Genomic DNA, 9,734 nt, shown 5'->3' with positions numbered 1-9,734 from the left:
TTCCGTAAGAAGGATTCCTTCCTTGTATTTCTCAGCAACTAGCCCCAATACCACTTCAGCAGCTTTATCAGAACATTCATCTAGAACAGATTTCTGCCATTTAGCGTAGAATGTTCCGGGACCAACTATTACATTGCTGTGTTCTTTTACAGGATTGATTGTACAGCCTGTGAGAAAGCTTGTAAAGACAAGAATACTTAATACAGAAGATTTCATTTTCCTCCTACCTTGAGCTAGAAAGCTCTATTAGTGTAGGACAACATTAGTGTTTTATTTAGACTTGGATCATTCCAGTTAAAATCATCTTCTACATTTAGAATAATAACCTTAACACCAACATCAGAAATTTCATCTTTCTCCTCTTGATCCAGGCTATCAAAGTTTTCTTTGTTTACAAATACGATTTCGTCTGCCCACCAGATCAGTGCTTGAGAGATTGGAATCAGGGCGTATTCCTTGTCACATCCCACCGCACGAGTATTAAAGCCAAATTCTTTGTGCAAAACGTTGGCTAGGCTTGGGGACCGCAAGAGTCCAGCAGAACAGCAGCACAATACTTTCTTAGCTGTTGTCTGAAACTTGTTTCCTACGTTTGCAAGTTGGTTACGTTTTCCTTTAATCATTTTCTTCTCCTTTCAAGCTTTCGATATAGTCCAATACTTCTTTAGTTTGTTGTACAGCGTATTCTATCAACCCGTTGTCTTCAAGTCCGCATGCCTTAGAAATACGTTTACACCGCTTATCACATTTCTGCAAATCTTTCATCAGCAGATTGAGATTCTTTTCTAGTTGTACTTTGTTCAATTTCTTTTAGCTCCTTTGCTTTCTCAATAATTTTAAGTTGTTCTTCGTTAGCCTTTTGCATTACTTCCAAATAAACTTCTCTTTTCTCTTCATCTGTAGCGTTCCTGAAGAAATCAGATAATCCTTCAAACTTTCTCATTTTGGTTTCCTAAGTTTACAAGAAAGCCCTCGATCAATCAAGACCAAGGGCTAGAATTATTCAAACAAATTTTCAAAATTCTCTTCATAGTAGTCTTTCAGGCACTCATCAATTTCAGATGACGACCAACCACGAGCAAATACTACTTCAGTGTATTTCCCTTTCTCTGCATGAAACTTAGGATTGAACTCAACCCCGTACATCCAGCTTCCGTCAATGAATAGATATACTATAGCTCTGTCCACGGAATCACCCAAGATACTTGTTATTGAGGAATAATTTTGAGTAACTCTCAATCACAAACTGCACCCGGTGATCTTGTACAAGGATTTGATGGGTCTTTTTGCAATATTGAAGCTTGATACTACGCAGTGGTCGTGCTGCTTTAGCCTTAGCAACTGTATAGTCATCAAAGCTCCATAGGCTAAGTTTACTTGGTGGTTTACCAAATACACACTTAATGGAGTTCCCATTGTAAAGTTCTACACATTTCTTGAATGACAATACCTCACGCCCACGATTCTTACGATTACCACTTTCATATGTGACATGCCCATTAGCCCAATTAATACGTTGGTATTTGAGGGCATGCATGAATTCGTCAAGCGAGAAGAGTTGTAATTTTTTAGTGTCGAGGATTTCTTCAGAATCCCACTTCGAAGATTTACTGTGCATTTTGTTCTCCTTTAGATTTTAATTACTTCTACATTATTTGCACGAAGATATTCTAGTCCTTCTGTGCTACGGTATTCATTACGATAGTAGACGGTAGTGACTCCGCTGTCAATGATATCAATAGCACAAAATTTACAGCAGGCATGAGTACAGAATAAAACCGAACCAATAGCGCTCTCATTACTTTTAGTCAGGCCCATGAGGGCAGATTTTTCTGCATGCCGCGTCTCTGGTAGGGTTTTACCAAACTCATCCTCCAAAGGACCATGCAGAAATTCCGGTAAAGCATTATAACCACAAGAAATGATCCTGTTGTTCTTAACAATTACGGAGCCAACAGAGAGTCTGGTGGAAACTGAGCATCTAGCAAAAGCTTCCGCACACTCCATATATGCTTGGATGTGTTTATCTTTCATTCCGACTCTCCTTACCTGTAGGAAAGCAATATTTGGTCCTTGAAAATCCAAATAGCTCCACTTCTGCTTTCTCTATGGCCTCACAAGCATCTTCAAAGTTTATGAACTGACCGATCCACTTTTCTTTACCATCTTTCATCAACTTAGCAACCCAACGATTTCTAGACTCATACCAGTATACACCTGTCCGACCACTAGTGTTAAGTTTTAATTTACGCCTATTGAACATCTGGATGCTACCAGAAGCCCATACACAATTCTCTGGTGTATAGTTGCCATTTACATCCTTTCTCTCAATTGAGAAACCTTTAGGTTTTACTCCCATATCCTCTTTGAAATTTAAGAATCCATCTACCCCAAGCCATCTATCACAGACAGTAACACCTCTAGCCCCATAATTCTCATAAATCAAAGCATTTGAATCATAGCACCTTGCCAACATTGCATGATAGTTCTTATATAACGTAGTTTTAGACTCCCCATGAGTTTTATTAGTTGAAGATGCTGCCTCCCTTTGAAGACACCCACAGCTCTGGGTATTTCCTCCTATAATGCTATCAACCCTAGTAATAAAATCTACTACCCCACAGGAACAAGAGGCGACAACACACCGATAATTTCCAATAATATGTTCACCCTTGGTAATCGTCAATCTTGAGTATACTTCTCCTACTTTGATTTCATCTCGTGCAAGTGGTCGCTGAATATTCTTGCAGCCACAAGAGATATTAGGATTAATTCTCAAGTTTTGACTGCCAACCTCTGTAATTTTCCCACAAACACACTGGCACTTCCAGACTACTGTTGTTTGTCCTTTTGGTGTTACTCTATTGGGAAGTCTTTCGATTACTGTCAAATGACCGTAAGTGCCTCCGGATAAATCTATAAATTTTGCCACCACTTCTCCCCTACTTCTTCCTCGTTGCAGTTCCAGTACAGGACAAATTTCCACTTTCACTTTTAGGTTTTGTACTTATCATTTTTGTTGCGGTGACTTTATATTTCCCTCTAGGTGGGTAGTTAGTGTCTACCCAGTCTTGAGCTTCCTGTCTACTACTTGTGCTTATGAAAATATAGTCTCCGATGGCATTCTGTATCATCCACAATCCCGGAGGGGTGAACTCGTAGTCAGTGTAAGTTTTATAGTCAACTGTTGTGATTTTCAATTCTTTAGCTTTCTTCTCAGTCATTGTATATCATCCCAGCCGTCATAGTTATCGTAGTCAGTGTTTGGTTCTATTACAGGTTCATCTGTCCACAGTATTTCAATATCTTCAATGTCTGCGTAATAATTATCTAAGTCTTCATCTAACCAACGGTCATAATCAGTCATCACCAACTCCACATATCAGAGATGTATCTTTCAAGTTTATTTAATTCCTGTTGATCGGGGTAGTTATCCAAAGCACCACAATCATAAAGACCAGAAAGAATAGCTGACAACAAATGAGGATTTACATACTGCTCTATTTTAGATTGTTCTAGTAGAAGCTGTAAAACTTTATCTTTAAAATCACTCATACCCCAACACCTCTTCAATAGCTGAAATTACATCTTCTCCCAGCGCGTGACTAGCTCCAACTTGATCATGATCAATCCAATTACCAATACTTGTGTTCTCAACACTTTCTACATCTTCAGCATATTCTACAAATTGATTCAAAATAATAACCTCAGAAAATATTAATAAGCCCAAGTGTATGATACGTCACAGCATCTTTGCGTGGAGTACCTTCACTAACATCCCAACGAACGTGTGTAACATCTTTACCATTCTTTGTGTAGACACAAGCATAAAGTTTATCACCAACCAAGAATGCTTGTTTAGCCTCGTGAATCTTATAGAAATCTTTTGAATCGCGATAATGAACTACAGCAATCTCTGCCTGTGGATCTTGAGCAATACGTTGATATTTACGGGCTGACAATTGATGTTTGAGTTTCATTTTAGTTCTCCTCTGCGAAGCTGAATAATGATTTAATATCATCCCAAGGAACATTCTGATCAATGCAGACTTGTTTTGTTCGTTTGACAATTACCTCATGAAGCTTAGGACGCCAAATATCCAAAACTTTCTTTACACCTTCGATATCAGTTTGGATTGATACTAAACCAATAATGCTTTCTGTTAGTTGGTGGTGTTCCTCTAAATATGTTAACCGATCCATTTGTTCTCTCCTTTGTTTGGTTTGTGGGAGTATCTTACCCCTCCCACGTATATCTGTCTAGTCTTTTATTCAGTCTTTTCGACTGATTTTACAACCTTTTGAGCTTTCTTTTCCTTGGCATCCCTAGCAGCAAGGGCTTTCTTGACTCCAGCTTCTACAGCGGCTTCGATAATACTTTCAAGAGTGGGCATATCTTCGAAGTCTTCTTCGTTTTCGTCAACAGGCGCTTTGCCACAATTTTCATCACCACAAGGACAAGGAAGGCTTTTACGATACTCTTGCAAGGCATCCAGACGATCTGCAATATGCTCGGCATCAAAGTAGAACGGTGTACCTTTGATTACATCAGAAAGTTCATCATCCGACAAGAAGCCTTTATAAACATTTTCATAAAGTCGTTTAAGTTGCTGACGGCTGAAGTTTGCATGTTCAAAAATATCTGTATCTTTAGCCATTATTCCATAAGAGCTTGTATGGATCATTAGGCTAGAAGTGTCATCCAAGATCCATTCCCTACACGAAAGTCCAATAATCGAACCAGCAGAGGCTACTTCAGGACCAATAATACCAACTGTATGTGCAGCGCAACTATTCAAGCTTCGAACAAAGAGCATTGCAGTATAAAGGTCGCCCCCTGCTGTGCATAGATCCAATACTACGGTATCTTGCTCAGATGCCCCATTAATCAAATCCAATTCATCACTAAAGTTTGATGGTTCAGTGATATCTTCATGAATCCGAATAACGTGGGTCATACCACCATTGTGACTAGAGGAGATACGGGACTTCTGTGGTAACAGCATTAGTTCTTCGTGTTTCATACATTTTCCTCTTTATCTGTTCCGTGAAATTCACCGTAACCGGCGCCTTGGTTATTTAATGTCTCAATAAACTCTTTACGCTTATTCACAGCCAGATTGAAAGCTCCCTCTTCCCCGTATTTTGCCGTTGAAAAGTGTTTTGACATTCTAGTACCATCAGGTGCCTTTGCGTCAGCTACATAGTAGACTATCGAAGTCTTTTTGTCTAGCCAAGTTCTTACCCCAGTTACTCCTGTTTTGTTTCTAGTGTCCCTTCCCTTATTCCTAGATTGTTCTGCTTTTGTGGCCCACCTACAATTCTCTTTTGTATAGTCACCATTAGGGTCAATCCGCTCTAAGGTTAGGTTTTCAGAATAACCCGCTAGCATATCGTTTAAAAATTCCTCGAAATCTGCCCAAGAACTTTGATATGAGATTCCCCTACCTCCATAACGATGATATGACTTGTGTTTAGGATTATCACACCTAATTTTCATATCTCCCCAAGTCTGATAAATACGCTCTTGGTGCATACCATGTCTAGTCGTCACATCAAGTTTGTAACAACCACAACTTCCAGTATTTCCTGAAGTTAATGCTCTTGTGTCAACTTCAAGTTTATTACCGCACTCACAAATACACTCCCAAGTTCTAATTGAAGTACCCTTCCCACTTGTCCGGCGAGTCCCTGCAAACCTCAGAACTGTTAATCTATTGAATACCTTTCCTTCCAATTTTAACTTAGCGACCATAAATTCTACTCATTCTCATAAGCCTCAATAACATCACGAACCACGTCAGCACGTTGAATAGCATCTAGTGGAAATTTGTAATGACCAATACGCTCGTACTTTTTCTCCATATCCTCTGTAAAAAATCGAGCGTAGGCATCCCGCAAGCCATTACGTCCACGATCAGTTGTGTAAAGCTGACCACTAGAACCAAGAACAATTGTTTTAGTTCCATGTCCGATACGTTCCAACAACAACTTCAGAATAAGTGGTTGCAAAAGTTGACATTCATCCAAAATATATACTGTGTTCTCTCTGGTCTTCCCTAATTCGAAATTTGGAATTGAGAAGTGAATGCGTTTACCCTCATCTGCATCCATCTTGTTTTTACCAATGAAGTCTTGCAACAAAGCTTTAGTAGACTCAAAGTGAGGACCAAGCTTGTTCTCAGAATCTGTCTTTGCTGAACCCGGAAGAAAACCAATCCGATCAGGGCCAACTTCGGCAGGAGTTCGAACAAACACAATCTGTTTATTCACATCTGCAAGGTATTCTTTACACGCGTAATACAAAGCCATCGTCGTTTTACCTGTACCGGCTACTGAGTCCACAAATGTTATATCATGAGACTCAATTACATCAAGCGCCTCCTTCTGCCAGATTGTAGGGACAAATGAACGAACTCCATAACACTCATCTGCACGATTTGATTGAGACGGCTTCTTATCAGCACGAGTTTTCTTACGTGTGCTGAATACTTCCTCACCATCAACCAGAGACAAGATAGCTTTCTCGCGACTTCCCATTTAGTATTTCCTTTTCAATTAATAATTTTCACAACCTTTTCTTTACTCTTCACCACACCCACACAATCTCACATTCCCAACCAATTTGCAAGCTTTATTTCACAACATACACAGGATTTTCTGGACCAATACTCTCTTTCCAATTCAACCTCTCCAGCACCTTCTCATATTTCCTCTGTAACGTCACATAGTCTGTCCATGCCACAAAAGACTTCGGAATACCCTCTTTAACCATCTTCGGCAATTCTCCAGACATTGTTGAATAACACATAACATCATCCATTACAAGAGTTTCATCTTTTGTGTTCATTTCTTCTCCTTAACAACTTTCAAAGCATTCTCAGCAGCCTTCAATGCTTCCTTAGCTTTAGCTACGGATTCTTCCGCCGCAAGTTCCTCTTTGGTTGGCATCTTCACCTGCTGAAACTCCATTAGTTCATAAATGTATATTGGATAACTGCTACCCCACCAACCAGTATCCATACTACTCATTACTACACGTTCACTTACGACGTGGTAAATTTTCTCTTCTCCATTAATTCTCACCATAATTTGTTGGTAAGTCCCACTTGCAGTTAGTGGTGTCAAACTTTCATAAACCAGCTTAAGATTTCTCACAATTTCTCCTCCAATTCAAGACATTCATTAAGCTCTCTAATCAACTTGTTCGCAAGCAATGTGTTTGTCATTCTATTATTCACCCTCTCAAGATATCCCTTCTCCTCTAGCACCTTGCTCAACAAATAATACAACACTTCTGGATAGGATGCTTGGTTGATGTTCGGATTCATTAAGACACTTTGAACAGTTCCGTTCACGCCTTGAATGTCCAACTGCTTGAGTTTTTCAATCTCCTGTGGTTTCAAACTAGATCACTCCCGATAATAACAGACTTATTAATCTCTTTCGTAGCAGTTGTTCCTTCAAAGGTAGCTGTCAGTTTAATACCAACAGCTGTCTCACCAGTTCCATAGGCTTCTCCATATCCTGTAGTATCTGAGCCTATCTCAATCTTAGCCGCATATCTATCAAACACAACTTTAAGCTCAGCAAGGAAATTATTCATAACTGCATTCTGTTCCTCCTGAATGGCTTGTTCGATAGCAGCATTTGCCCAATTTTGGATGTCTGTGATCGACATAAGGATGTTAGCTACATCATCCGTCACAAGGTCACTATTGTCAATTGTGGTAAGGTTGCTATCTAGAGTAATTACAGACTGCCCTATTGCGTTAACTTCAGTCAGAATGTTTTGGTATTCCTGTTTTGTTGTCACATCATTCTCCTTTCTTAAAAATTAATTTACCAAACTCTTCAGCACTAATGCATTCTTCTGAATCAAATGTTCCAAGTCCTGTCAATAGAAGATCAAATTCTTCTACTTCGATTGGGCCTACACAATGGTCATTTCCACAGCCGCCAATACGCTCAGCTTCTGTTAGGCTGTCGTAAGGTTTACCGTTTGAGCAGCATACTTTGATCATCAAAACCTCCGGTTAGAACCACCAACTGTTAGGATTAACATCAAACGGTTCTAGATGTTTAAGAATACGTCGAAGGCCTTCTTCATTCTCTGCAAGCTCGCACCAGTTACCTTCTGAGACACTTATGCCGTCTTCCCATACTTCATAAACAGACTCGCTGTTTGAACAACATCCACAACCTTCTGTCCAAGAATCGTAGCGATACATGATTGTTCGTTTCATTTAGCCACATCCACATGCAAGGTTCCAGTTTCTTCACACCAGTAAACACTGAGTACGTCTAACTGGTAATCTCCTGAAAGATTAACTTGAACGTGAATTGCGTTTGCAATATGTGCAGGCAAAGCCGTCATTAGTGTGGATATATTCTGCCAATCAGAGGCGTCTGTGTAAAGTTTAGGTACTTCCCACTGGTAGTGTCCCATTTTGTTTCCCCTTAATTCCTAAAATCTGAAAAGTCTTGTTTATCGAATAATTGCCACCAAACAAGGATACACAAATTTACGGGCCAGATCAACAAGCTCTCCACCAAAAGTATCGTCCAGAACAGGCTACAGATAACATTGTCCGGAGCATTGTAGATTTCATCAATCGAATCGTCTCTTTTAGCGGCATTTCTCATAGCCTGAGCGATGTTCTCTGGCGGAGAGGGTAAGCGGCTCAGGTTGGAGGTGATGTAGTTTTTGAGTAGGTAAAATGCCGATACTCCGCAGATGATCCACAGGAAGATGTAGGTCATTCTTCATGCACCACTGTTGTTACCTGCCTAACTTTCTCATCTTTTAGCCAAGACTCAGCTTGAGGGATTGTGTCGAATGCTCGGCCAATCTCAATCCAAAAGAACAACAGATATCTTTCTTGCACTCGGTAGAATTTGTAATACCCATCTTTACGGATCTCTACGATTCTATATTTATTCATTTCCTCAACACTCCCTCTTCCTTCCCATCAATAATATCCAACATCGCCACTATATCAGCCCTAGTATAAAATGTCTCCTCTGTTGGTCCCAGATATGTGATGTGGAGCAGAGTGTTCTTAGGCTCTGTTGTGACGAAGATTTCGTCTATGTCGCAGTCTCGAAATGTGTGGGTCATTTGTGCTCCTCAATAGTAACGTACTCATCGTTATCTGTTGGCATGACCGTCAACCAGCCGTAAAGCCTGCCGTCTTCTTTGCTTCTCGAACAGTCCTTAAGACAAAGGGCATCAGCGATTGGCTTTGCAATCTGATAAGCTCTTTCATAGTCAAGCCCAGTCCTTAGTATGAGTTTCAATGAAAGCTCAGACTCTATGTATTGTTTGTAGCACACTTTGTATAAAACAGGCATACTACAAAACCTCCGTATGGATTTGCCAGTCTAGCATTTCTTGGGATTCGGCATAGCTCTCAGCTTCCACTCTAAGTCTGAATACGCCTTGATAGTGTCCCGAACCTGAGCACAGAATATAAACTTTCATTTCTTCTCTCCTTTGCGTTTCTGATTTGATGTAAGAATCTTAGCACCTAAGCTTTAGGAAAGCAAGCGTGAATTCAAAAGATTTCATGCTGGTTAGATTCTGTTGGAATAGAGGATTGTTTTGTTGAGATAGATCAAAAAACAGACGAAAGGACTTGCTTTATTTGAAAATCCATGTTAGTATAAGATGAATAGGTAGTAAAATTAAAGAGTTAAATAAATCTCTTGCTCTACTTCTATAATTCTGTATA

At 39.8% G+C, this 9,734-nt stretch carries 25 protein-coding genes; all 25 read right to left on the bottom strand.

Features of this window, described 5'->3' with window-relative positions; all coding sequences use genetic code 11:
• A partial coding sequence (locus ACGLXV_RS18015; protein WP_391559722.1) for a hypothetical protein occupies nt 1-216 on the bottom strand: 216 nt, incomplete at its 3' end.
• A 17-nt stretch (nt 217-233) separates the two neighbouring features.
• Nucleotides 234-623, bottom strand: a complete 390-nt coding sequence (locus tag ACGLXV_RS18010; RefSeq protein ID WP_391559721.1) for a hypothetical protein — start codon at nt 621-623, stop codon at nt 234-236.
• A 119-nt stretch (nt 624-742) separates the two neighbouring features.
• The gene (locus ACGLXV_RS18005; protein WP_391559720.1) at nt 743-943 is read right to left on the bottom strand and encodes a hypothetical protein; all 201 of its coding nucleotides are present in this window, start codon (nt 941-943) and stop codon (nt 743-745) included.
• A gap of 56 nt (nt 944-999) precedes the next feature.
• Nucleotides 1,000-1,188: a hypothetical protein gene (locus ACGLXV_RS18000; RefSeq protein WP_391559719.1), complete on the bottom strand. Its 189-nt coding sequence runs from the start codon at nt 1,186-1,188 to the stop codon at nt 1,000-1,002.
• A gap of 4 nt (nt 1,189-1,192) precedes the next feature.
• Complete coding sequence (locus ACGLXV_RS17995) at nt 1,193-1,618, bottom strand: DUF7390 domain-containing protein (RefSeq protein ID WP_391559718.1); 426 nt, start codon at nt 1,616-1,618, stop codon at nt 1,193-1,195.
• A gap of 11 nt (nt 1,619-1,629) precedes the next feature.
• Nucleotides 1,630-2,034 (bottom strand): deaminase, encoded by a 405-nt coding sequence (locus ACGLXV_RS17990; RefSeq protein ID WP_391559717.1) that lies wholly within the window; start codon nt 2,032-2,034, stop codon nt 1,630-1,632.
• Nucleotides 2,024-2,932: a hypothetical protein gene (locus ACGLXV_RS17985; protein ID WP_391559716.1), complete on the bottom strand. Its 909-nt coding sequence runs from the start codon at nt 2,930-2,932 to the stop codon at nt 2,024-2,026. Before ACGLXV_RS17985 ends, ACGLXV_RS17990 begins: the two co-directional genes overlap by 11 nt.
• Before the next feature lie 10 nt (nt 2,933-2,942).
• Nucleotides 2,943-3,224 (bottom strand): hypothetical protein, encoded by a 282-nt coding sequence (locus ACGLXV_RS17980; protein WP_391559715.1) that lies wholly within the window; start codon nt 3,222-3,224, stop codon nt 2,943-2,945.
• Nucleotides 3,221-3,379, bottom strand: coding sequence for a hypothetical protein (locus ACGLXV_RS17975; RefSeq protein WP_391559714.1), 159 nt, complete (start codon nt 3,377-3,379; stop codon nt 3,221-3,223). The genes ACGLXV_RS17980 and ACGLXV_RS17975 overlap by 4 nt, the downstream gene beginning before the upstream one ends.
• Nucleotides 3,367-3,555: a hypothetical protein gene (locus tag ACGLXV_RS17970; protein ID WP_391559713.1), complete on the bottom strand. Its 189-nt coding sequence runs from the start codon at nt 3,553-3,555 to the stop codon at nt 3,367-3,369. Before ACGLXV_RS17970 ends, ACGLXV_RS17975 begins: the two co-directional genes overlap by 13 nt.
• Nucleotides 3,548-3,697 (bottom strand): hypothetical protein, encoded by a 150-nt coding sequence (locus ACGLXV_RS17965; RefSeq protein ID WP_391559712.1) that lies wholly within the window; start codon nt 3,695-3,697, stop codon nt 3,548-3,550. Before ACGLXV_RS17965 ends, ACGLXV_RS17970 begins: the two co-directional genes overlap by 8 nt.
• 10 nt (nt 3,698-3,707) lie before the next feature.
• A complete protein-coding gene (locus ACGLXV_RS17960; RefSeq protein WP_391559711.1) occupies nt 3,708-3,980 on the bottom strand; it encodes a hypothetical protein in 273 nt (90 codons plus the stop codon).
• 1 nt (nt 3,981) lies between these two features.
• Nucleotides 3,982-4,203: a hypothetical protein gene (locus ACGLXV_RS17955; protein WP_391559710.1), complete on the bottom strand. Its 222-nt coding sequence runs from the start codon at nt 4,201-4,203 to the stop codon at nt 3,982-3,984.
• A 65-nt stretch (nt 4,204-4,268) separates the two neighbouring features.
• Nucleotides 4,269-5,024 (bottom strand): Clp protease/crotonase-like domain-containing protein, encoded by a 756-nt coding sequence (locus ACGLXV_RS17950; protein ID WP_391559709.1) that lies wholly within the window; start codon nt 5,022-5,024, stop codon nt 4,269-4,271.
• On the bottom strand, nt 5,021-5,755 hold the full coding sequence (locus tag ACGLXV_RS17945; RefSeq protein ID WP_391559708.1) for a hypothetical protein: 735 nt from the start codon (nt 5,753-5,755) through the stop codon (nt 5,021-5,023). Before ACGLXV_RS17945 ends, ACGLXV_RS17950 begins: the two co-directional genes overlap by 4 nt.
• 5 nt (nt 5,756-5,760) lie before the next feature.
• A complete protein-coding gene (locus tag ACGLXV_RS17940; RefSeq protein WP_391559707.1) occupies nt 5,761-6,540 on the bottom strand; it encodes a PhoH family protein in 780 nt (259 codons plus the stop codon).
• Nucleotides 6,541-6,634: 94 nt separating this feature from the next.
• A complete protein-coding gene (locus ACGLXV_RS17935) occupies nt 6,635-6,850 on the bottom strand; it encodes a hypothetical protein (RefSeq protein ID WP_391559706.1) in 216 nt (71 codons plus the stop codon).
• Complete coding sequence (locus tag ACGLXV_RS17930; protein ID WP_391559705.1) at nt 6,847-7,158, bottom strand: hypothetical protein; 312 nt, start codon at nt 7,156-7,158, stop codon at nt 6,847-6,849. Before ACGLXV_RS17930 ends, ACGLXV_RS17935 begins: the two co-directional genes overlap by 4 nt.
• A complete protein-coding gene (locus tag ACGLXV_RS17925) occupies nt 7,155-7,406 on the bottom strand; it encodes a hypothetical protein (RefSeq protein WP_391559704.1) in 252 nt (83 codons plus the stop codon). Before ACGLXV_RS17925 ends, ACGLXV_RS17930 begins: the two co-directional genes overlap by 4 nt.
• Nucleotides 7,403-7,816 carry a hypothetical protein gene (locus ACGLXV_RS17920; protein ID WP_391559703.1) on the bottom strand — a complete coding sequence of 138 codons (414 nt, stop codon included), beginning with the start codon at nt 7,814-7,816 and terminating at the stop codon, nt 7,403-7,405. Before ACGLXV_RS17920 ends, ACGLXV_RS17925 begins: the two co-directional genes overlap by 4 nt.
• Nucleotide 7,817: 1 nt before the next feature.
• Entirely contained in the window at nt 7,818-8,024 is a 207-nt protein-coding gene (locus tag ACGLXV_RS17915) for a hypothetical protein (protein ID WP_391559702.1), read from the bottom strand.
• A 12-nt stretch (nt 8,025-8,036) separates the two neighbouring features.
• Entirely contained in the window at nt 8,037-8,246 is a 210-nt protein-coding gene (locus ACGLXV_RS17910; protein WP_391559701.1) for a hypothetical protein, read from the bottom strand.
• Entirely contained in the window at nt 8,243-8,449 is a 207-nt protein-coding gene (locus tag ACGLXV_RS17905) for a hypothetical protein (protein WP_391559700.1), read from the bottom strand. The genes ACGLXV_RS17910 and ACGLXV_RS17905 overlap by 4 nt, the downstream gene beginning before the upstream one ends.
• A gap of 310 nt (nt 8,450-8,759) precedes the next feature.
• The gene (locus tag ACGLXV_RS17900) at nt 8,760-8,945 is read right to left on the bottom strand and encodes a hypothetical protein (protein WP_391559699.1); all 186 of its coding nucleotides are present in this window, start codon (nt 8,943-8,945) and stop codon (nt 8,760-8,762) included.
• Between the two features lie 172 nt (nt 8,946-9,117).
• Nucleotides 9,118-9,354 (bottom strand): hypothetical protein, encoded by a 237-nt coding sequence (locus tag ACGLXV_RS17895; RefSeq protein ID WP_391559698.1) that lies wholly within the window; start codon nt 9,352-9,354, stop codon nt 9,118-9,120.
• Nucleotides 9,355-9,734 lie beyond the last annotated feature (380 nt).

The organism is Robertmurraya sp., assembly GCF_036676585.1.
Classification (GTDB): Bacteria; Bacillota; Bacilli; order Bacillales; family Cytobacillaceae; genus Robertmurraya_A.
Note: the sequence above shows the minus strand (reverse complement) of the source record. Positions and strands in the feature narration are given on the sequence as shown.

Excerpts from the sequence above, each read along its gene's own strand:
- ACGLXV_RS17960 (WP_391559711.1), bottom strand. The coding sequence starts at position 3,980 with ATGAAACTCAAACATCAATTGTCAGCCCGTAAATATCAACGTATTGCT.
- ACGLXV_RS17950 (WP_391559709.1), bottom strand. The coding sequence starts at position 5,024 with ATGAAACACGAAGAACTAATGCTGTTACCACAGAAGTCCCGTATCTCC.
- ACGLXV_RS17995 (WP_391559718.1), bottom strand. The coding sequence starts at position 1,618 with ATGCACAGTAAATCTTCGAAGTGGGATTCTGAAGAAATCCTCGACACT.
- ACGLXV_RS17970 (WP_391559713.1), bottom strand. The coding sequence starts at position 3,555 with ATGAGTGATTTTAAAGATAAAGTTTTACAGCTTCTACTAGAACAATCT.
- ACGLXV_RS17945 (WP_391559708.1), bottom strand. The coding sequence starts at position 5,755 with ATGGTCGCTAAGTTAAAATTGGAAGGAAAGGTATTCAATAGATTAACA.
- ACGLXV_RS18010 (WP_391559721.1), bottom strand. The coding sequence starts at position 623 with ATGATTAAAGGAAAACGTAACCAACTTGCAAACGTAGGAAACAAGTTT.
- ACGLXV_RS17915 (WP_391559702.1), bottom strand. The coding sequence starts at position 8,024 with ATGATCAAAGTATGCTGCTCAAACGGTAAACCTTACGACAGCCTAACA.
- ACGLXV_RS17980 (WP_391559715.1), bottom strand. The coding sequence starts at position 3,224 with ATGACTGAGAAGAAAGCTAAAGAATTGAAAATCACAACAGTTGACTAT.
- ACGLXV_RS17900 (WP_391559699.1), bottom strand. The coding sequence starts at position 8,945 with ATGAATAAATATAGAATCGTAGAGATCCGTAAAGATGGGTATTACAAA.
- ACGLXV_RS17935 (WP_391559706.1), bottom strand. The coding sequence starts at position 6,850 with ATGAACACAAAAGATGAAACTCTTGTAATGGATGATGTTATGTGTTAT.
- ACGLXV_RS17955 (WP_391559710.1), bottom strand. The coding sequence starts at position 4,203 with ATGGATCGGTTAACATATTTAGAGGAACACCACCAACTAACAGAAAGC.
- ACGLXV_RS17990 (WP_391559717.1), bottom strand. The coding sequence starts at position 2,034 with ATGAAAGATAAACACATCCAAGCATATATGGAGTGTGCGGAAGCTTTT.
- ACGLXV_RS17940 (WP_391559707.1), bottom strand. The coding sequence starts at position 6,540 with ATGGGAAGTCGCGAGAAAGCTATCTTGTCTCTGGTTGATGGTGAGGAA.
- ACGLXV_RS17905 (WP_391559700.1), bottom strand. The coding sequence starts at position 8,449 with ATGGGACACTACCAGTGGGAAGTACCTAAACTTTACACAGACGCCTCT.
- ACGLXV_RS17895 (WP_391559698.1), bottom strand. The coding sequence starts at position 9,354 with ATGCCTGTTTTATACAAAGTGTGCTACAAACAATACATAGAGTCTGAG.
- ACGLXV_RS18005 (WP_391559720.1), bottom strand. The coding sequence starts at position 943 with ATGAGAAAGTTTGAAGGATTATCTGATTTCTTCAGGAACGCTACAGAT.
- ACGLXV_RS17910 (WP_391559701.1), bottom strand. The coding sequence starts at position 8,246 with ATGAAACGAACAATCATGTATCGCTACGATTCTTGGACAGAAGGTTGT.